General features: G+C 60.3%; 18 protein-coding genes. 10 read left to right on the top strand and 8 right to left on the bottom strand.

The features are described 5' to 3' along the window. The 4 genes from tadA to JAO29_RS19435 are packed head-to-tail and all read left to right on the top strand — an operon-like array spanning position 1 to position 2,026. Entirely contained in the window at positions 1–585 is a 585-nt protein-coding gene (gene tadA / locus JAO29_RS19450) for a tRNA adenosine(34) deaminase TadA (RefSeq protein ID WP_334269934.1), read from the top strand. Continuing rightward, complete coding sequence (locus JAO29_RS19445) at positions 551–943, top strand: DUF3175 domain-containing protein (protein ID WP_334269933.1); 393 nt, start codon at positions 551–553, stop codon at positions 941–943. The genes tadA and JAO29_RS19445 overlap by 35 nt, the downstream gene beginning before the upstream one ends. Positions 944–973: 30 nt before the next feature. Beyond that, positions 974–1,747, top strand: a complete 774-nt coding sequence (locus JAO29_RS19440) for a glucose 1-dehydrogenase (RefSeq protein ID WP_334269932.1) — start codon at positions 974–976, stop codon at positions 1,745–1,747. A 21-nt stretch (positions 1,748–1,768) separates the two neighbouring features. Beyond that, a complete protein-coding gene (locus JAO29_RS19435) occupies positions 1,769–2,026 on the top strand; it encodes a glutaredoxin family protein (RefSeq protein ID WP_334269931.1) in 258 nt (85 codons plus the stop codon). A gap of 2 nt (positions 2,027–2,028) precedes the next feature. On the opposite strand, the gene JAO29_RS19430 is transcribed toward JAO29_RS19435, so the two are convergent. Both JAO29_RS19430 and JAO29_RS19425 read right to left on the bottom strand, forming a co-directional pair. Next, positions 2,029–3,954 carry a chloride channel protein gene (locus JAO29_RS19430; protein WP_334269930.1) on the bottom strand — a complete coding sequence of 642 codons (1,926 nt, stop codon included), beginning with the start codon at positions 3,952–3,954 and terminating at the stop codon, positions 2,029–2,031. Continuing rightward, positions 3,951–4,415: a MarR family winged helix-turn-helix transcriptional regulator gene (locus JAO29_RS19425; RefSeq protein ID WP_334269929.1), complete on the bottom strand. Its 465-nt coding sequence runs from the start codon at positions 4,413–4,415 to the stop codon at positions 3,951–3,953. Before JAO29_RS19425 ends, JAO29_RS19430 begins: the two co-directional genes overlap by 4 nt. 192 nt (positions 4,416–4,607) lie before the next feature. Here JAO29_RS19425 and purB point away from each other — a divergent pair, with 192 nt between their 5' ends. Next, positions 4,608–5,924, top strand: a complete 1,317-nt coding sequence (gene purB, locus JAO29_RS19420; RefSeq protein ID WP_334269928.1) for an adenylosuccinate lyase — start codon at positions 4,608–4,610, stop codon at positions 5,922–5,924. Here the strand turns inward: purB and JAO29_RS19415 are convergent. Beyond that, complete coding sequence (locus JAO29_RS19415; RefSeq protein WP_334269927.1) at positions 5,909–7,933, bottom strand: glycoside hydrolase family 127 protein; 2,025 nt, start codon at positions 7,931–7,933, stop codon at positions 5,909–5,911. The two genes, purB and JAO29_RS19415, sit on opposite strands and share 16 nt — an antisense overlap. Positions 7,934–8,085: 152 nt before the next feature. Here JAO29_RS19415 and JAO29_RS19410 point away from each other — a divergent pair, with 152 nt between their 5' ends. Beyond that, entirely contained in the window at positions 8,086–8,715 is a 630-nt protein-coding gene (locus JAO29_RS19410) for a YkgJ family cysteine cluster protein (RefSeq protein WP_334269926.1), read from the top strand. A gap of 19 nt (positions 8,716–8,734) precedes the next feature. On the opposite strand, the gene JAO29_RS19405 is transcribed toward JAO29_RS19410, so the two are convergent. After that, positions 8,735–9,733 carry a hypothetical protein gene (locus JAO29_RS19405; RefSeq protein WP_334269925.1) on the bottom strand — a complete coding sequence of 333 codons (999 nt, stop codon included), beginning with the start codon at positions 9,731–9,733 and terminating at the stop codon, positions 8,735–8,737. Positions 9,734–9,908: 175 nt separating this feature from the next. Between JAO29_RS19405 and JAO29_RS19400 the strand changes: the two genes are divergently transcribed. After that, on the top strand, positions 9,909–10,448 hold the full coding sequence (locus tag JAO29_RS19400; RefSeq protein ID WP_442886443.1) for a UbiX family flavin prenyltransferase: 540 nt from the start codon (positions 9,909–9,911) through the stop codon (positions 10,446–10,448). Here the strand turns inward: JAO29_RS19400 and JAO29_RS19395 are convergent. The 4 genes from JAO29_RS19395 to JAO29_RS19380 all read right to left on the bottom strand — a co-directional run bounded on the left by JAO29_RS19395 (position 10,424) and on the right by JAO29_RS19380 (position 13,739). Further along, positions 10,424–11,401, bottom strand: coding sequence for an alpha/beta fold hydrolase (locus JAO29_RS19395; RefSeq protein ID WP_334269923.1), 978 nt, complete (start codon positions 11,399–11,401; stop codon positions 10,424–10,426). The genes JAO29_RS19400 and JAO29_RS19395 overlap by 25 nt on opposite strands. After that, a complete protein-coding gene (locus JAO29_RS19390) occupies positions 11,398–11,874 on the bottom strand; it encodes an NUDIX hydrolase (RefSeq protein ID WP_334269922.1) in 477 nt (158 codons plus the stop codon). The genes JAO29_RS19395 and JAO29_RS19390 overlap by 4 nt, the downstream gene beginning before the upstream one ends. Beyond that, complete coding sequence (locus JAO29_RS19385; protein WP_334269921.1) at positions 11,871–12,518, bottom strand: nitroreductase family protein; 648 nt, start codon at positions 12,516–12,518, stop codon at positions 11,871–11,873. Before JAO29_RS19385 ends, JAO29_RS19390 begins: the two co-directional genes overlap by 4 nt. A 177-nt stretch (positions 12,519–12,695) precedes the next feature. After that, complete coding sequence (locus JAO29_RS19380) at positions 12,696–13,739, bottom strand: hypothetical protein (protein ID WP_334269920.1); 1,044 nt, start codon at positions 13,737–13,739, stop codon at positions 12,696–12,698. Positions 13,740–13,945: 206 nt separating this feature from the next. Between JAO29_RS19380 and JAO29_RS19375 the strand changes: the two genes are divergently transcribed. The 3 genes from JAO29_RS19375 to JAO29_RS19365 all read left to right on the top strand — a co-directional run bounded on the left by JAO29_RS19375 (position 13,946) and on the right by JAO29_RS19365 (position 19,011). After that, complete coding sequence (locus JAO29_RS19375; RefSeq protein WP_334269919.1) at positions 13,946–14,722, top strand: FadR/GntR family transcriptional regulator; 777 nt, start codon at positions 13,946–13,948, stop codon at positions 14,720–14,722. Between the two features lie 512 nt (positions 14,723–15,234). Then, on the top strand, positions 15,235–17,790 hold the full coding sequence (metG, locus tag JAO29_RS19370) for a methionine--tRNA ligase subunit beta (RefSeq protein ID WP_334269918.1): 2,556 nt from the start codon (positions 15,235–15,237) through the stop codon (positions 17,788–17,790). A 210-nt stretch (positions 17,791–18,000) separates the two neighbouring features. Next, entirely contained in the window at positions 18,001–19,011 is a 1,011-nt protein-coding gene (locus JAO29_RS19365) for a zinc-dependent alcohol dehydrogenase family protein (protein ID WP_334269917.1), read from the top strand. Positions 19,012–19,149: the final 138 nt, after the last annotated feature.

Below are 19,149 nucleotides of genomic sequence, written 5' to 3'. Positions count from 1 at the left end.
ATGGAGACGTTGCAGCAATCCACCGATTTTGATGAACACATGATGCGCCTCGCCATGGAGGAAGCGCATGCCGCCGAGACCGAAGGCGAAGTTCCGGTCGGCGCGATCGTCGTGGGCCCGGACGGCGAGACCATCCTGAGTCGCGGCCAGAATCGTGTACTTCGCGACTGCGACCCGACTGCGCACGCCGAGATCGTCGCCATGCGCGAGGCGGGCCGCGCGCTCTCGAACTACCGCCTGCTGACGCCCGATGGCGGCAGCTGCACCCTTTACGTCACGCTCGAACCCTGCGCCATGTGCGCCAGCGCCATCCTGCACGCGCGCATCGCACGGCTCGTCTACGCCGCTGACGATCCCAAGGCCGGAGCCTGCGGCAGCGTCCTCACCGTGCTGAACCACCCGCAGCTCAACCATCGCGCCGAGGTCCGGGCAGGCGTCCTCGCGGACGAGTGCAGCCGCATGCTCAGCAACTTTTTCCTCAAGCGACGCGGGAAGAAGCGCCTCGACCCGCATCCTATGGATGCAGAGGAGACTCTCCTCGGAGGAAGCGATGGCGACAAAGAAGAAGTGGTCGGCGAAGGTTGACACTGACTCCACGCACCCTGACGAGGGTCTGTTCAACAAGAGCCCGGCGACGATCGCAAAGTCTCTGGCCTCGAAGAAGGTCTCGCCGAAGGGCCCGGGCTCAGGCATGCGAATGCTGACCTTCTATATCAACCGCGCCGGGAAGAATCTCTCTCAGGAACGCAGAGATGCTCTCGATAAGACGAAGAGCATTCTCTCCCGAATCATTGCGGACCAGAAGGAGAAGGACGGGAAAGAGAAGCCGCGTGCCCGCAAAACCGCCTCAAAGAAATCCGCGAAGAAGACGTCCTCCAAGACCAGCTCAAGTGCCGCAAAATCGGCACACGCACGAAAGAGAACAGCGAAGAAGGCTGCCTGAACTCAACCCGTTCATCTGAAAGAGGTACTCATGTCAGGTCGTCTCTCCGGCAAGGTCGCTATCGTCAGTGGCTCTTCCTCCGGAATCGGTCAGTCCATCGCCGTTCGTTTCGCTGAAGAAGGCGCCAATCTCGTCGTCGACTATCGCAATCACCCTGAGGGCGCAGAAGACACCAAGAAGCTTGTCGAGGCGAAGGGCGCCAAGGCCATAACGGTGAAGGCGGACGTCTCAAACGTCTCCGACACAAAGATGCTGGTCGACCAGGCGTGGGAACAGCTTGGGTCCTGCGACATCCTGGTCAACAACGCCGGCATCGAGAAGGGCGCCGACTTCTGGGACGTCACCGAGGAGGACTATGACGCCATCCTCAACGTCAACCTCAAGGGTGCCTTCTTTCTGACTCAGGCTTTTGTGCGCAGGCTTAGAGATGCAAAGCGCTCCGGACGAATCATCAATATAAGCTCCGTCCACGAAGATATGGCGTTTCCCCACTTCTCAACCTACTGCATCTCGAAAGGGGGCATGCGCATGTTCACGCGCGATCTTGCCGTTGAACTCGGTCCCCTCGGGATCACCATTAACAACATCGCACCCGGCGCCATCATGACGCCGATCAACAAGTCTCTGCTCGAGGACAAACCCAAGCTCGACGCCCTGCTTAAAAATATTCCGCTGGGCCGAATGGGTAAGCCGGAAGACGTCGCTGGACTTGCCGCCTTTCTCGCCTGTGACGAGGCAGCTTATGTCACCGGAAGCACCTATTTCATCGACGGCGGTCTTACCATCAACTATCACGAGCAGTAAAGGATTCGGTAAAATATGGCTATGGATTTGACTGTTTATACCGCGGCCTGGTGCCGCGATTGCCGAGAAGCGAAGCGTTTTCTTGATACCCACAACATCGCCTACAAAGAAGTCGACATCGAAGTAACTCCCGGCGCCGCAGACCTGGTTCTTGAGAATGTAGGCAAGCGCGCCATCCCGCAGTTCGTCATCGACGGCAAATGGGTGCAGCCCTATCGCCCCGGTCGCGGTTTTCTCCACGCGGAGATGGCTGAACTCTTCGGGGTCGAAGCGAAGTAAGTCTACCGCTCCGATTGCGCGGAGGTCGTCGGCTCCTCCACCTGCTCGTCCGCCTGCGCGCGATCGCCTGCCGGTATCTTTCGGTTGGCACTATCGAACGCGCGATCGACCAGGTCATCGATGCCGGAATCCGCGTGGTCCTTCTGTCCGAAGGGCCACCGCAACCGCAGAATCCGTTCGCGTTCCCGCTCTCGCAGGCTGGCCTTTCCGCGTGCCTCAAGAAGATCTTCGATATTCAGAATTCCTACAAGCTCGCCTTCATCGTTCGTCACCGGGAACGAGCGAAGCTTGAGCTGCGCCATCTTCTCCGCCGCCGATCGTAGCGTCTCCCACGGATCGACCACTGCGGGCTTCTTCACGCCACTGTCGATGAGGGGATCCGCAGGATCTCCAGACTCAGCCGCCGTAATCATCTGGCCACGTGTCAGGATAGCTTTCATCTTGCCGTCCCTGCCGACCAGCGGAAAGATTCGCTGCCAATGGGCCCAGGCCTCTCCTCCGCGCTTGTTCATCTTGATGAGCCAGTCCATCGCATCCTTGCGAGATGCATCCGCCGGAAGAGCGAATACACTGGTGTGCATAACCTCGCGCACCATGACCGTTTCAAGAGGATCGACACCATACTCGCGGGAGAGATGCAGACCCTTACGACTTAGGCTTTCAGTCAGCATCGAACGCGGCTGCAGCAGCACGCCAATTGCATATGCGGTGACGCATGCCAGCAACACCGGCAGCATTAGACCGCCGTTATGGGTCAACTCGACCGCGAGCATCGCGGCCGTCAGCGGAGCTCCCAGAGATGCCGAGATGATCGACGTCATCCCGACCACCGCCCACGCGCCCGGCGAGATGGGAGTAAGCACGTGCCCTGCCGCCACGCCCATCGCACCGCCAATCATTAGCAATGGCGCCAGAATTCCACCCGCGGTCTCCGAGCCAAGGGAGATGACCCAGATCAGTGACTTGATAACCAGGATCCCGGTCAAAAGCTTCCACGTCACCTGATCGTTCAGCAGCATGCGGATGACGTCGTATCCCACGCCGAGCGCCTGCGGGAAGATGAGACCGCCAAGCCCAACCACGATGCCTCCGATCGCCGGCCACCACATCCAGTGAATTGGAAGGCTTTCGAACTTCGTCTCGAAGAAGTGAATCGCGCGGCTAAGTCCGGTCGCCATCAGCGCTGCAAGAACGCCCATCACCAGCGCACCTGCCATCGCAGCATGGTGCATGGCAACGACCGTGGGCTGCATCAGGAAGATGGGCCCGGGCCCAAGAAGAAGGCGACGAACGGTGCCTGCAGTGATGCAGGCAATAGCCACCGGCACCAGGCTTCGCGGTCTCCACTCAAAGAGCAGCAGCTCAACCGCCAGCAGTGTCGCCGCCATTGGGCAGCTGAAGGCGGCCGCCATTCCTGCGGAAGCTCCAGCGACCATGAGCACCGTACGTTCAGAGTCGGTCACGGGCAGCAGTTGACCCAGCACCGAACCCACCGCACCACCCGTAATGATGACTGGACCTTCTGCGCCGAACGGCCCACCCGAACCGATGGAGATCGCCGTGGCCAGCGGCTTCAGAATCGCTACGCGCGGCTGCACCCGCCCTCGCTGGAAGACGATGACCTCCACCGCCTCGGGCATACCATGTCCACGCACTCTGGAGGAACCATAACGCGCAATCAAGCCGACAATCAGGCCGCCGATCACCGGCATAAAGACAGCCCACCATCCCAGGTGATGCCCGGAAGGCTCGACATCCGCAAACGAAAACCGGTGGTAATAAAAGAGATTGGTTGCCAGGGAGATCAACTCCAGCAGAGCCCATGCCAATACGCTGCTTACCGCACCGAGCACTGCTGCCAGAACACTTACATACAGAACCCGTGCATCAACCGAATAATCGCGAAGCCTGTCCATCGCAGCACTCATCGCGCTCCATTCCTCTTTCCCGTTTGACGACTGTTGAGCAATTGTTGCAAGGACCGCAACATCTCCGGTCCCTCTCGCTCGATCTCAGCAAGGTGATCTTCCAGTACGATGCCCAATACACGGCTTCCCTTTTCCGTGGGCTCGACCAGGGATCGCCTGTGGTCCGTCTCATCGGCGACGCGGCGCACGAGGCCTGAGCGTTCCGCACGATCCACAAGCTCGACTGCGCTGTTATGACGCAACATCATCCGGCCTGCCACGTAGGAGATAGAACACTCCTGATCCTCAGGCACCGCCGCCACAACCTGGAGCAACTGGTACTGCTGCGCCGAGATTCCCGCTGTCTCTGCCACCCTCTCACTGAAGCCAAGGAAGCGGCGCAGACGGAATCGAAACTCCGCAAGTTCAGCCAGACGCTCCGGCCGGGCTACTGTCGTTTTTTGTCTTTTCGTGACAACCATAATTGCGTCGTACTACGATTATATCGCATGTCGACACAAAATACCCCTGTATGCCGTCTCTCCTTGCGGCTCCCGCCCCGAAGTAGAATGAAAAGAAATGAAAGACTTACCTCTGGAGAGTCCTCATGTTGATGGCACCCCTATCGCCATCGACCCCGGGATCTCCCCCAAATCGCGTTCAGGAAGCTATCTATGATCCCCCGCTATACACGGCCTGCCATGGGCCGCATCTGGTCTGACGACAACAAATATCGCTGCTGGCTTACGGTCGAGGCGGCTGCATCCCAGGCTCTGGCGCGCTTCGGTCTGGTACCTCAGGAGGCCGCCGACGCTATTCGCGACAAGGGCGACTTTACCGTGGATCGCATCAACGCCATCGAAGCCGAGGTCAAGCATGACGTCATCGCCTTTACCACCACCGTCGCAGAGCACATCGGCAACCCTGAACACTCCCGCTGGCTGCACTACGGACTCACATCCACCGACGTGGTCGACACCGCACAGGCCCTGCAGATCCGCGAAGCGTCCGCCATCATCCGCGACGGGATCGTCTCTCTGTCGGAGGTGCTCAAGCGCCGCGCCATCGAGTTCAAGAACACCCCCATCATCGGCCGCACCCACGGCATCCACGCAGAGCCCTCCACCTTCGGGCTCAAGCTGCTGCTCTGGTACTCCGAGATGCGGCGCAATCTCACCCGCTTCGATGCGGCTGCTGAAGACCTGCGCGTAGGCAAGCTCTCAGGGGCAGTCGGAACCTTCGGCCACCTCAAGCCGGAGCACGAAGAGGCCATCTGCGCCGAGCTCGGCCTCAAGCCTGCCGACATCGCCACGCAGGTGCTTCAGCGAGATAGGCACGCAGCCTACATCTCCACGCTTGCCGTACTCGCCAGCACGCTCGACAAGATCGCGACCGAGATCCGTCACCTGCAGCGCACCGAGGTTCGCGAAGCAGAAGAGTTCTTCTCCGAGAAGCAGAAGGGCTCCAGCGCCATGCCGCACAAGCGCAATCCCATCACCAGTGAGCAGATCTCCGGGCTCGCACGCGTAATGCGGTCAAACGCCCAGACGGCTCTTGAGAACGTCGCCCTATGGCACGAGCGGGACATCTCGCACTCCTCTGCCGAGCGCGTCATCATCCCGGACTCCACCATCCTTGCCGACTACCTGCTCGCGAAGACGACCAATCTGATCGACAAGCTGCTGGTCTATCCGGCGCGCATGCTGAAGAACCTCGAGTCCACCGGCGGACTCGTCTTCTCCGGCCAGCTTCTGCTCGATCTGGCGGAATCCGGCATGAGTCGCGAAGATGCGTACCGCCTGGTGCAGGGCCATGCGATGAACTCCTGGAAGAATGAGCTGGTCTTCCGCGACGAGATCGCTAAAGTTCCGGAGATTACGGCGCGCCTCTCTCCCGAGAAGCTCGCTCATGCCTTCGACTACAACCGCCAGCTTGCCAATGTCGACGCGATCTTCGAACGAGTTCTCAAACGGCGTCAGACTTCGGTGTAAGGAATCCACACCTGCATGGGCGACGGCTTACGGTTCGCCCATGCATAGTACGGAATCAGAGTAAGGTTTGTGCCCTTCTTCTCCGTCGCCCCTGCGTTCGCCGCACGATAGAGATCCGGATTCTGCCCGGCGACGACGCTGCCCGGATGCTCCAGCACAGCCACCCCTCCCAGCATCTCCGGCTCGTAGCGAACCTTCGTCTCGCCCTCGAGATTCGCTCGCAGATTCGAGAGATTCAAGCCATGGTCAGGTGCGCTCTGATCCAGACCCTCCATGCAGAAGACAACGGGACCGCGCTGCAGCGCCGCCTTCCCTACGTCCTCCATCACCGCAGGATTTGCCCGCAGCAGCTGCGGAGTCATATCCATCGCCAGCTCGATTCTGTCTCCCGCACTCCATGTCCGCCGAATCGCCAGATATTCTCCGGGCTTCGCAGCTTCTACAGCACTTCCGTTCACACGAACCGTGTTCTTCGTTGACCAGCCGGGAATCCGCAGATACACCGTAAACTCATGCGGCTTTGCCGGTGAGACGGTCATCGCCACATCGCCCTTCCACGGATACTCCGTCTTCTGGCTCATCTTCAAGCCAGTGCCATCTTCCAGGTGCCAGTCCATCTCCGACGTGTCGTAGAGGTGAACATAGATGCCGTCCTTGCTCGTGCTGTAGAAGTACCCCGGCAGCGACGAAAAAGTGCGCTCGATATTCGGCGGGCAGCAGGTCGTGTCGTACCAGGGATTGCGAATCACATCTCCCGTCGCCGGCTCGAACGCCAGCGGATTGCGGTAGCAGTACAGCTTGCCATCCAGCGACATGCCGGAGTTGATGCCGTTGTAAAGCGCCCGCTCCATTACATCGGTAAACCGAGCCTCTCCCGTTGCGGCGAGCATGCGTGCATTCCACATCATGTTTCCGATGGCCGCACAGCTCTCGCCATAGGCACGTGCATTGGGAAGCTCATAAGCATCCCCGAAGGCCTCACCTTCGGCGCGTGCACCAACGCCTCCGGTTACATAAAGTTGATGCGACACCAGATCCGTCCAGAGTGTCTCCAGGGTCTTCCAGTACGCAGGATCGCCAGTCTCCAAGTAGTAGTCTGTGGCGCCGCAGCAGGCATACATACAACGCACCGCGTGCCCTTCCAGCTTCGTGCGCTCGGGAAACGGAATCCCGCAGTACATGTAGACAATCGCGCTCGGCTTGATCGTCCATCGCTTGTCGCCGTGCAGAATGTACCCCGCCAAGTCCACGTACTTCTTATTGCCGGTGGTGCGGTACAGCTCAATCAGCGACATCTCAATCTCGGGATGCCCTGAGACAATGGGCTTCTGATTCGCACCCGGGCCGTAGTTCGGCAGCAGAAACTCGTCCACGAACCGGATCCCCGCGTTCAGCATGGTGGCGTCGCCGGTGGCGCGGTAGTACGCGATCGCGCCCTGCAGGTAGTGGCCCATGCAGTAGAGTTCGTGACCGACCTCCTGGGTGTGCTGCTGCATCCTCAGTGGCTTGTGATCGTCCACGTAGTAGGTGTTCAGATACCCGCTCGGCTCCTGCACGGCGACAATCTCTCGAATCTGCGCGTCCGTTGTCTTCCGCAGCTCCGGCTGGTTCTCCGACTGCAAGACATAAGCCACCGCCTCGGTCCATTTGTAGATGTCGGAGTCCGAATACACCGGTCCCTTCTGCGGCTCCTTCGACTTGCCCTCGAGCCGCTCGAAGTTTGTCATCCTCCCATGCTGCACCAGCTCCTCGCGCATACTGGGAATGCTGCTCCAGACGTTTGTCTTCCGTCTCGCCGCCCAGTAGCCGGTCACCGTTACGGCGCCTACAGGAACCTGCCGCAGCTTCGCATGGGGAGACTTCGAGAAGTCCATCACTGGCTTCATCTTCCAGTCGGCGTAGGGCTGCGTCTTCGACTGCGCCCTTGCCTGCCGCGGATCCACAAGCACCGCCGCTGCGGCCAGCGTGGTTGAAGCAAGAAACTCACGTCGCGAAATCGATCCAGACATCTAGACTCTCCTCTTTCCCTCCGGCATCTGCTTCAGCCGGAACCGATCACAACTGCAATCATCTCTCGATCACGCATCTTATCGCTGCAAAGTGCCGCCGTCGAGCCGTACCGTCATTTCCAGTAGAGTTGTGCTTGAGGAGTCTCATTCCAATGCAGCATACCGGCCAGGCCCGCGGCGACACCGACCTCATCCAGATCGTCGACGCCGCCTTGGCTTCTGCCGTTCAGCGCAGCGGAGATCACCTCGTCTGTCACTCCGGCTGCACCCAGTGCTGTCATGGCGTCTTTCCCATCTCGCAGCAGGATGCCGCGAGGCTGCGAGACGGTCTCCGCCTTCTACAGCAACAAGACCCCCAACGTGCCGGCCGCGTCCGCAGCCGTGTCGCGCAGTCCCTCTCGCGCATCGCTCCGCTCTTCCCTGGCGACTTAGCCACCGGCATCCTCGCCGAGGATTACGAAGACTCAACCCTCTTTGCCGACGAAGCCGAAGACGCGCTTGGAGAGAACGAGCCCTGCCCGGTCCTCGATCCAACAACCGGGACCTGCGACCTGTATCAACACCGGCCTATTGTCTGCCGAACCTTCGGTCCACCCATGCGCACTTCCGAAGGCGACCTCGCCACCTGCGAGCTCTGCTACATCACCGCGACCACCGAAGAGATCGCCGCCTGCGAGTTGGACCCATCAGTTCCTGCACAGGAAGAGATCAGCAACCGGGCCTTTAAGCTGGCACACAACGTTCACGGCGAAACCATCGTCGTCCTCGCCTTACGTGACTGAACGCAACCAGCGATCAGCGTCATTGCCCGGTATCTTCCATCAGAAGCGTCCTCCTTGCGTCCCCCGACCCTGACCTCGGCGCATCCGTGACATCTGCCTCGCTGACCTGGAAGACGTTCGGGTTCTTCGGCATCTTCAGCCTGCCATCCATGAGGTACGCCACCACGATCGCTCCCGAGACCTCGGGGTTCAACACCACCAGCGGAACGATGTACTTTTTGCTCTTCGCCAGCGCTTCCGCCACACCATCCACGCTGTGGCTGCGCGGCATATCTCCCCGCACCTGTGGAATCACGAATTCCCTCATCCTGAGCTCCGGGTGCTTCCGTCCATACTTCACCAGCGAGCGCGCTACCTGCTTCGGCGTGGTGAGTCCCGCATCGGCGACGAAGTTTCTGTGGACGGCATGCGGAAAATAAGCATTCAGCGCAATTCGTGAGAAATCGGCGCAATTATGAAAGAACAGGTTGAAGTGCCCTACGTTCTTTCTGTCGTTCATAGAAGCAATAAAGCGCTCGTCCTGCTCTCGCGTCGTCTCCATCTGAAAGCCGTAGATCTTGCGGTCATAGGACGATCCCACCAGCTGCACCCACTCGCCCTTCGGCGGTGTGCCGGACTCTTCGTCCGGTGCGAGCTGTTCGAGATACTCGCGCCGGTAGCTATCTCGCAGCCGCGCCACCGCCGCCTTATCCACACTCGCAGGAATCTGCTCGACCGAGTTCACCGCATATAGATAAGGAATCAGCGGTACGGCGATCCAGTCGTACCCGCCGACCTTGTGGTACCTGCTGATCACCACGCCGTACTCTCCGTCACGGCACATCCGCAGCTGCGTCGGACCGTCAGCGCACACCTGGCTCAGATATATCGCCGCGTGGCCTGTGGGGTTGAAAGCCCCGAAAGCTCCATACGGTTCTTCCATCAACAACGCGACAGATGCTTCCGCACTCCGGCTCGCTGCAATCCCCAACAACACCGCACATAGAGCACGGACCAGGTACCGCAGGTGCTGCTTCATCCCTCTCCTTTCGCCAGGGCATCTACACGATGCCAGCTTCTCTATCGTACGAAACCCATCTCAACCCTGAGAGTTTCGACTAAGCGATAATCATCTTGTGTCTGATGCTGAAACAGCCTCGTGCAACATCACCCTCGCCGTCACCGGAGCCAGTGGCAGCATCTACGCCGCCGAGATGCTCCGTGCCCTCGCTGCCGAGGACCGCGTTGCCCGGATTCACTTTGTCGCGTCCGAAAGCTCGCTGCGCGTCTTCGCTGAAGAGCTGGCCCTAAGTGGACGCAACGGCCTCGCCGAGAAACTTTTGGCAGGACCCTGCAGCAAGCTCCGCCAGCACGCAGACTCCGACATCGGCGCCAGCATCGCCAGCGGAAGCTACCCCTCCAGCGCCATGATCGTGCTTCCCTGCTCCATGGGAACCCTTGCTTCCATCGCGAACGGGCTCGCATCCAGCCTCATTCACCGAGCCGCTGACGTCTGCCTTAAAGAGCGCCGCCCCCTCATCCTATGCGTGCGCGAGACACCGTTCAATCGCATCCATCTCCGCAACATGCAGCTCGCTGCTGAAGCTGGAGCCACCATCTTCCCCGCTATCCCCACTCTCTACAATCAGCCTCAGAGCACCACCGAGATGGCCCGGCAGTTCGTTCATCGAGTACTCGCCCACATCGGGCTTCCCCAGCCGGGGGCTTATCAGTGGGGAGCCGACGAAGAATAACCGGAAGCCAGAACCTGCTCGCCACCCTCCATCGCAGGCTGTGCGTGCAGAAAGGCCTCCGTGGTTGCCGCAACCGGCTTCCAGCACTCGAGGGGCGCAAGGTGGCCGCAGCCTTCCACAATTCTCAGCGCGGAGTTCGGAATCAGTTCATGAATTCTCCGCCCCACCGCCAGCGGAATCAGCTCATCCTCAGCTCCCCACACCACCAGCGTCGGCTGATGAATATCCTGCAGGCGGAAGTCCAGAAGATCGCGCCCGCCCGTCATGGCTCCCATGCTGCGCTCAATCACCCATCCATTCCGCGCGAACTTTCGCAGAATATCCCGCGCGACAAACTCCGGCAGCGGCTGCGGATGGGGCGAAAGCATCTTCATCAATCGCGTAATCCCCGGCGCATCTCCAGGAACAAATAACTCCGCACCGAAGTTCGCCGGGAAGTAAACTCCCGCGCTGTCATAGACAACAAGCCGGTCCACCATCTGGGGATGATCCAGCGTCAGCTTCATCGCAATCCATCCGCCCATCGACCATCCCCCGACAGAGGTGTGCGTCAGGTGCAACGCCCTGGCAAAAGCTGCCACTGCCGCCTCTTCCATCGTGATCGAGTACTCCGCATCCCTGGGCCGCGAAGATCTGCCATAGCCGGGAAGGTCAGGCGCATAGACGTGGAATCCACTTGCCGCGAGCGCAGGAATCATCATGGACCAGTCTTCACCGCGCGCTCCCAGGCCATGGATCAGCAACAATGGCGCGCCGCCCCCATTCACCGGCTGAGCTTCGAAGTAATGCAGCCGATATCCACCTGCATCCACGTATTCGCTCTTCACACCCTCGTGCCACAGTCGAAGCCGAATTTGCTGGTCCGCAACCCACAAAGGATTGAGATAGAGGATCAGGCCGCCGACACCTGCCAGGAGAAGCAGAACCAGCAAAGCTCGCAACAAGACCTTCATAGCGCCACCGTCTCCGCGAGCCTCAGGGCTCGTTTAATCACGCCCAGTGTAGTGTCGCCAAGGTCATAGCTCGCAGAAAAAATCTCATCGCGCGGCACCCACCTCGCCTCCGCCGCATCGTCGCCGCAGGTAAGTTCGATGGAGTCGCCTTCGATAAAGCACAGCCATTCCACCAGTACATAGTGAAAGCGAACTCTCTGTTGCTCATCCCGAACGATGCGATCGAGAGTCGCCACAATCTCCACGGGACGAATACGCAACCCGGTCTCCTCAAAGACCTCGCGTTCCACTCCCTCGGCTGTCGTCTCGCCCAGCTCCAGCGCTCCGCCCGGCAGAGACCATGCACCCAGCAGAGGCTCTCTACCACGCCGGACTAACAGGACATCCGCCCCACGCACCACTACGGCGGCAACCCCGACGATTGGAGCCTTTGGGTATTCCCGTCCGCTTCGAGGAGCTTGCCCGGAGCTCACTTCAGTGGCTTGCCGAACTCTTCGCTAAAGACGGTGTGAGCCATGTCGAAACGACCGCCGTCGTACTTGTCCGGTCCCTTCAGATGTCCAATTCCCAGCAGCGCCACCACCCAGTAGCTCATCGGCAGTCGCAGCACCTCGTGCACCTTGTCCTGCTCAAAGCCCTCCATCGGAGCCGTGTCGTATCCCAGCACCTCGGCCATCAGCATCATGTGAGTCAGGGCGATCATCACATGCTTGTTCAGCCAGCCATGCATCTGTTCGCGGCTAAAGCCAGAAAGGAAGTTCGAGACACTCGTCCTCGCCTGCGCGGCGTAGCTCTCCGGCATCCCGCCCTCGCGCCCAAGCTGGATCATCAGGTCCATATCCTTGCGCCAGCCATCCGCATCTCCGCAGGCTACGATCACGGCGGAGGCTTCTTCCACCTTCGCCTGGTTGTAGCTCGCCGCCCGCAGCTTCTTCTTCTGCTCCGCGGACTGAACCACGATAAAGCGCCACGGCTGCATGTTATAGCCGCTCGGAGCATGCAGTCCCGCATCCAGAATCTGCTTCAGGTCCTCGGGCGGAATCGGAGTGCCATCGAAGCTCGGCGTAGCCCGTCGCTCCGCAATCGCCTGGGAAAGTGTCTTCTTGATCTCTGCCATGTCCTCTTGTTCTCTTTACTTAGGATGTTGCCTCTCGTCGCGGGGCTTTCCGCCCACTACGATAAAGACAAAGGCGTCTTCAAGATAGCATCTCTCCTTGGAAGCAACATCTCAGAAGTCTCATCCCGCGCCCCCAGATATCCGCGTGGCCGCTAGGATTGCTTCTCTAAAGCGGGGCTAATGGATCTCGTTCATGGCAAGCTCTGTCGCATAGGGATTCTGTCCCGGAATCTCAGACAGGATCCACACGCCATGAAAACTTTTGCGCAGCTCGGGATACGCCGCCACGAGTGCGCTCATCGCATCCGTATTGCGCTTTCTTGCCGTCGCCGGGTCGCCCAGCTGCTCCACCTTCAGCCGCGCAATCACATCGATCTTCTCCTTCGCAAGCGAGTCGTCCACCCCGAGACCGACAAAGTGGTACTCCGCCCCGTCCGCCCCTTTGACTACCAGCGGCGACTCCGCGCTGACCCCCGAGGACAATGCCGGAGGAGCTGCTGCGCTCTGCTCATTGTGCAGCTTCTCCAGGTGCGTGCTCTGAATCAGCGGCGTCGGATTCAGCAGCGCCTCGGCCTGCTGATAGTACAGCCACGAACTCCAGTGCTCGTTGGTCTTCGCCATCTTCCGGGCCTCGGTCCAGTACCACAAACCATCGTGACCCGCTGCAGTCATCGCCCGCGGATAGAAGCCCGCCATCTGCCACGTGCCACCACCCTGCTCAATCAGGAACGACAGCCGGTACGGAGCTGCGATGCCTCGCGCCTCGACGATCCCAAAGCCATATCTTCCCGCAGGAAGCGCGGGGATAGAGAAATCCGCCTCCGCGATCGAATGATTCAGCGTGCATAGAAACTGCGCGTTCCCGGGCTTGCCGTCCGAACCTGTCTTCAGATCACTCGCATCCAGCAGATAAATCTGCTCCACAACCAGGGTCGCTCCCTTGACCCGGTCGGCGGCGTTGGCGACCGCATTTTGAATGGCGCTGAAGTTCTTCGCGTACTCCGGAATCGTGATCGCCTGCAGCCCAGCGGCATCGTTGGCCTGCACCTTCTCCGCCATCCCTCGAACCGCCGTGACGAGCGCCTTCCGTTCCGTATCGGTCATCGCCGACTGCGTCGTGCAGCTCTCAGCTCTTGCCACAACACCGCAGCTGAGCGCTGCTGTCACCAGCGTCACCGCTGCCCAACTCCGGTTTACGCGCATCCTGCCAGGCCTGTGCACCTTCATCCTCCTCGCGACGACTCAAGTCTAGTTCATCCCCGTCCGGAATTGCCCCTCATCTCTTTCGACGTATCCACTCTGTGGCTGTCATACGCCGCACCGGTCACCCCTCGTCCCTGTCGCGGGACAGGAGCCCGGAATCTTAGCGATCCCCGCCCCTCCGTGTTACCCTTCTCCCACTTCGAGAGGAAGGATCCAGTCCGGCAGTGAAAAAAGAGGCCGCCACCACCGACGTAACCCCGCACAGCCAGCTCACCATGCAGGTCGTCGAACACGTTCGCTCTCTTATCGCCTCAGGAGAGGTAAAGCCCGGAGATCGTCTTCCGCCTGAGCGGGAACTCGCTCGTAAGCTCAAGATCAGCCGCTCCAGCCTGCGGGCAGGAATCGGATTTCTCTCCGCCATGGGCGTCCTCAAGAGCCGCCACGGCGCCGGAACCTTTGTCTCCAGCGGCCCCCCTGCCCTGGACTCCAGCTCGCTCTCAGTCCTCGGAGCTCTGCACGGCTTTCTTCCCTGGCAGATGTTCGAGGCCCGCCTCGTCCTCGAATCCTCCATCGCCGCCCTCGCAGCCGAGCGCGCCACCGACGAGCACATCGCCGAACTCGCCGAAGAGGTCGCCGAGATGTACGCCTTCCTCTCCGATCCGCAGGAGTACCTCATCCACGACGTGCGCTTCCACCGCACCATCGCGCGCGCCGCGGGCAATCCCATCCTCGGCGCCCTTATGGAGACCATCACGGCCAATCTCTACGAATATCGGTCAAGAACCGTCGAGAATGCCCAGGATCTGAAAGAGTCCGCCGAGATGCACCGCGAAATCTTCCGAGCCATCCGCTCCCGCAACCCCCTGATGGCTCGCCAGACGATGGAGAAGCACCTGAATCTCGCGCGCACCGCCCAGGCCGCCGAGGCCGAGCAGGCCCAGGCATCGGCGCTTCCACCAACCACTCCCACCTCAGACCACGTCGGTGTCATCAGCGACTAACGCCGCCCCGCACACTCAACGCCTCGCCATAGAACAGCCCTCATCCGCTCAGGCGACGCTATCGGTATCGGTCTCGGCAGAATCCTCCCAAATAGAACCACCGATAAAGCCTCACTCAAATAGAAGCGACACCCGAAGAAGCCTCGCCTCGGTAGAAGCCTCTTTTCCCAAATCCAATCGTCATGCGCAGAGAAGCTCTCCCCGAATCGAAGCTCATCCCAACAAACTCGTCAGGAATACAATCCTCATCCCAACAGAAGTGTCATCCTGAGCGAAGTGGTTCGCGCTCTTTGCGAACCACGCAGTCGAAGGATCTGCGGTTGCAACCGAACTCTCTCATCCCTTCAACACGACCACAACACCTGGGGGCCCCATCTTCGGCCCAGCTTCATCGCGCCTAAGGTGGCCATTCGCGCGACAGCGCGAACCCACATCGCAAAATGGACATCAGCCCCCGCGGCAATCACGCGCCCAGCAGATGCCGCCCTGATAAACTGGGCTTTACTTCACTCATGTCCGACGCTCAGAAAAAGTTCTACCTCACTACGCCGATCTACTACGTCAACGCGCGCCCCCACATCGGCCACGCCTACACCACCATCGCGGCCGATGTCATCGCGCGGCGGCAGCGCCTCCTTCTCGGAGCCGAAAACGTCTGGTTTCTCACCGGAACCGACGAGCACGGCCAGAAGATCCAGCGCTCTGCCGAGGCTGCCGGTATTCCCCCGCAGCGCTTCACCGACGAGGTCTCCGCCCAGTTTCGCTCGCTCTGGCAGCGCATGGGCATTACCTACAACGAATACATTCGCACCACCGAGCCTCGTCACACGCAGGGCGTCCAGAAGCTCTTTGCCCAGCTCTATTCGCGCGGACACATCTATCTCGACACCTACACCGGCCAGTATTCCGTCGGCGAGGAGATGTTCGTCGAAGGTCCCCCGGGCACCATCGGCCCCGACGGCAAACCCACCGAGACCGTCACCGAAGAGAACTTCTACTTCCGCCTCTCCGCCTTCCAGGGCCAGCTCATCGACCTCATCGAATCCGGCGAGTTCTGCGTCGAACCCGAAGCCCGCCGCAACGAAGTCCTCAGCTTCCTCCGCGGCAACGTCCATTCCGGGTCTTCACCTGCCAGTTCCTCCTCTGGCTCTTCGCCTGCCCACTCCTCAGAAAGTGTCATCCTGAGCGAGCCCAGCGAGTCGAAGGATCTGCGGTTCTCCGCCAAAGGCACCTCTTATGTCCCCGGAGCCCTCAAGGACCTCTCCATCTCCCGCAGTTCCTTCGACTGGGGCATCCCCGTCCCCGAACCGGCCGCCTCCACCTCGCAGAAGAAGCACGTCATCTACGTCTGGCTCGACGCCCTGGCCAACTACATGACCGCCGTAGGCTACGGCTCCGAGAAGCCGGAAGACATCGCGAAGCTTGAAAAGTTCTGGCCCGCCGACCTCCACCTCGTAGGCAAGGAGATCATCCGCTTCCACTGCGTCTACTGGCCTGCCTTCCTGCTCGCCGCCGGTCTCCCTCTTCCAAAGAAGGTTCAGGCCCACGGCTGGCTGCTATTCGAAGAGTCCAAGATGTCCAAGTCGCGCGGAAACATCGTCCGCACCGAGACCATTCTGGATGCATTCGGCGGCCTCAAACCCAAGCCCATCGACTGGCCCGGCGCTGAACTCTCCGACGAGTACTGGAAGCACGAGCAGGACCTCTTCGCCTCCGACGTCCTCCGCTACTTCCTGCTCCGCGAGATACCCTTCGGCCAGGACGGCAGCTTCTCCTTCGACGCGCTCGTGCAGCGCTATAACTCCGACCTCGCCAACGGCTACGGCAACCTCGTCAGCCGGACGCTGAAGCTCATCTCTAGTAACTTCGACGACACCATTCCTGACCACGAAGAATGGCCCATTGTCACTATGCTTGTGGACAACAAAAAAAATGTTCTCCCCAGTGCAGCCAATTCATACTCAGTGCCTCATACAGAGCTAGCTCTGTTCGCGAAGGCAGCTTGTGTTTTCTACGAAAACGCCTTTTCCGTTCTCAAATTTTCTCAACCTGTCGATTTCGAGGAAGTGAGACAAGCTCTCTCTCATGAACAGAAAATTTATCTGGATAACTATAGTGTTCTGGATTCCATCTCTCTGTTGATCCAACAAACGGATGGCTATATTTCGAAGAATGAGCCGTGGAAACTGGCGAAACGAACCACTGATGAAGATCGGCGCAGGTTATCTGAAGTTCTCTATAACGCCGCCGAATCCATCCGCATCATCACCGGGCTCCTCTACCCCATCCTTCCCTACTCCACCGCGAAGGTATGGGCCCAGCTAGGCCTCGGCGAGATCGAAGCCGCCGCAAAATCCGGCCAGCTGAACAACCTCACCTGGGGTGGCCTCCAACCCGGCACAAAGCTCGGCCCCCTCGGCCCCATCTTCCCCCGCGCCGACAAAGGACTCATCCAGATCATGACCGACGCAGAACAGAACAGCGCTCCACCCATACCGTCAAAGCTCGTCGACGAGAAGACCACCCACACCGCGCCACCGCCCGACAGCTCCAGCCATCCCGGAGCCGCGCCCCGCACCAGCGGTCTTCCCAACCAAAACGCCGGAAGCCACGTCGGCGGCTCCGGCTCCCCGGTGGCTGAGCTCTCCCGCCCACCCGCACCTCACTCCGAGGCACCCGCCTCTGGAATCTTCGCCACCGCCCCTGCCGCGGCTTCACCCGCTCCGGATAACTCTCCGATCACCATCGACGATTTCGTCAAAGTCGACCTCCGCGTCGCCAGGGTTCTCGTCGCCGAACGCATTCCCAAGGCCGACAAGCTCCTCCGCCTCGAGGTCGATCTCGGCTACGAAAAGCGCCAGATCCTCTCCGGCATCGCGCAGTGGTACGCCCCAGAAGACCTTATCGGTCGCCGCATTATCATCGTTGCCAACCTCGCCCCCCGCAAGATGCGCGGCCTCGAATCCCATGGCATGCTCCTCGCAGCCTCGCACGGCGAAGACGGCAAGCCCATCCTCGCCACCTTCGCTGACTCCGACGAGATCGAGCTCGGCTCCCGCCTCAAGTAACGTCGAATGGACAAAAGAGGACGACGTACCAAACAGTTGCGCCGTCCTCTTTACGCATCGCTACGACAAACTATGATTCCTGAAAAGCTGGCCTACTCTAGCAAACGCAGGTGTCAGCCTGGGCGAAGCGACCGAAGGGAGCGCAGCCGAAGGATCTGCGGTTCCAACGCCTTGACCGTCAAATCCATCTCAACATCAGAGGAACCACAGATGAAAGCATGGCAGCTCCAGGCCTTCGGGCGCGAAAACCTAGTCCTCAACGACATTCCCCAGCCCACGCCCGGCCCCGGCGAAGTCCTCGTCCGTATCGCCTCCGTCTCGCTCAACTACCGTGACAAACTTCTCTATGACGGCAACTACAATCCGCACCTCGAGTTCCCGATGACCCAGGTCGCCGATGCCGTCGGCGAGATCGTCGCCCTCGGCCCCGACGCCTCCCGCTTCAAGGTAGGCGATCGCGTCGTCACCAACTACTGCACCCGCTGGATCGACGGCCGCCCCACCTCCAAGGAATCCCTCTACACCCTCGGCAACGTCATGCCCGGCGCTCTCGCCGAGTACCTCGTGCTCACCGAGCAGGCCCTCGCCCTCGCACCCTCCTATCTCACCAACGACGAAGCTGCCGCCCTTCCCTGCGCCGGACTCACCGCCTGGTACTCCCTCGTCGAAAAAGGTGGCCTCACGTCGAAGCAAACCATCCTCCTGCAAGGCACCGGCGGAGTCTCCCTCTTCGGCCTCCAGATCGCCTCCGCCTTCGGAGCCACGACTATCGTCACCTCCTCCAGCGACGAAAAGCTCGATCGCGCCAAAACCCTTGGAGCCACCCACACCATCAACTACAGTAAGAATCCAGATTGGGAGAAACAGGCCCTCGCCATCACCAACAAAGAAGGCGTCGATCAGATCCTCGAGGTCGTCGGCGGTCCCAACCTCGCCCGCTCCATCAAAGCCATCCGCCCCGAAGGACAGATCTCAATCATCGGCGTCATCGAAGGCTTCGACGCCACCATCCCCATCTTCGGACTCATCCAGAAGCTTGGCATCCTGCGCGGCATCACCGTCGGCCCCCGTCGCGCGCTTGAAGACATGCTGCGCAAATTCGACGAGCTCAAGCTCCGCCCCGTCATCGACTCGGTCTACTCCTTCGCCGACGCCCTCCAGGCCTACGACCGCCTCGAGCAAGGGCCCTTCGGCAAGATTGTCATCCGCGTCCGCGACTAACCCAATCATCGAAACCGAACGAATGGCCCATCATCGCCGCGAAGCGGCTAAGGTGGGCCATTCACGCGAGAGCACGAACCAGACGACTCTTCACTCCGCCCAAGCTTTTCACTTCTACAACTGTCATCCTGAGCGAAG

It is taken from the genome of Edaphobacter sp. HDX4, assembly GCF_036877565.1.
GTDB lineage: Bacteria > Acidobacteriota > Terriglobia > Terriglobales > Acidobacteriaceae > Edaphobacter.
This window is presented reverse-complemented; position numbering and strand designations above follow the sequence as displayed.

What these genes read in the sequence shown, in the direction of transcription:
- tadA (WP_334269934.1), top strand. Translation starts at nt 1, where the DNA reads ATGGAGACGTTGCAGCAATCCACCGATTTTGATGAACACATGATGCGC.
- JAO29_RS19445 (WP_334269933.1), top strand. Translation starts at nt 551, where the DNA reads ATGGCGACAAAGAAGAAGTGGTCGGCGAAGGTTGACACTGACTCCACG.
- JAO29_RS19440 (WP_334269932.1), top strand. Translation starts at nt 974, where the DNA reads ATGTCAGGTCGTCTCTCCGGCAAGGTCGCTATCGTCAGTGGCTCTTCC.
- JAO29_RS19435 (WP_334269931.1), top strand. Translation starts at nt 1,769, where the DNA reads ATGGATTTGACTGTTTATACCGCGGCCTGGTGCCGCGATTGCCGAGAA.
- JAO29_RS19430 (WP_334269930.1), bottom strand. Translation starts at nt 3,954, where the DNA reads ATGAGTGCTGCGATGGACAGGCTTCGCGATTATTCGGTTGATGCACGG.
- JAO29_RS19425 (WP_334269929.1), bottom strand. Translation starts at nt 4,415, where the DNA reads ATGGTTGTCACGAAAAGACAAAAAACGACAGTAGCCCGGCCGGAGCGT.
- purB (WP_334269928.1), top strand. Translation starts at nt 4,608, where the DNA reads ATGATCCCCCGCTATACACGGCCTGCCATGGGCCGCATCTGGTCTGAC.
- JAO29_RS19415 (WP_334269927.1), bottom strand. Translation starts at nt 7,933, where the DNA reads ATGTCTGGATCGATTTCGCGACGTGAGTTTCTTGCTTCAACCACGCTG.
- JAO29_RS19410 (WP_334269926.1), top strand. Translation starts at nt 8,086, where the DNA reads ATGCAGCATACCGGCCAGGCCCGCGGCGACACCGACCTCATCCAGATC.
- JAO29_RS19405 (WP_334269925.1), bottom strand. Translation starts at nt 9,733, where the DNA reads ATGAAGCAGCACCTGCGGTACCTGGTCCGTGCTCTATGTGCGGTGTTG.
- JAO29_RS19400 (WP_442886443.1), top strand. Translation starts at nt 9,909, where the DNA reads ATGCTCCGTGCCCTCGCTGCCGAGGACCGCGTTGCCCGGATTCACTTT.
- JAO29_RS19395 (WP_334269923.1), bottom strand. Translation starts at nt 11,401, where the DNA reads ATGAAGGTCTTGTTGCGAGCTTTGCTGGTTCTGCTTCTCCTGGCAGGT.
- JAO29_RS19385 (WP_334269921.1), bottom strand. Translation starts at nt 12,518, where the DNA reads ATGGCAGAGATCAAGAAGACACTTTCCCAGGCGATTGCGGAGCGACGG.
- metG (WP_334269918.1), top strand. Translation starts at nt 15,235, where the DNA reads ATGTCCGACGCTCAGAAAAAGTTCTACCTCACTACGCCGATCTACTAC.
- JAO29_RS19365 (WP_334269917.1), top strand. Translation starts at nt 18,001, where the DNA reads ATGAAAGCATGGCAGCTCCAGGCCTTCGGGCGCGAAAACCTAGTCCTC.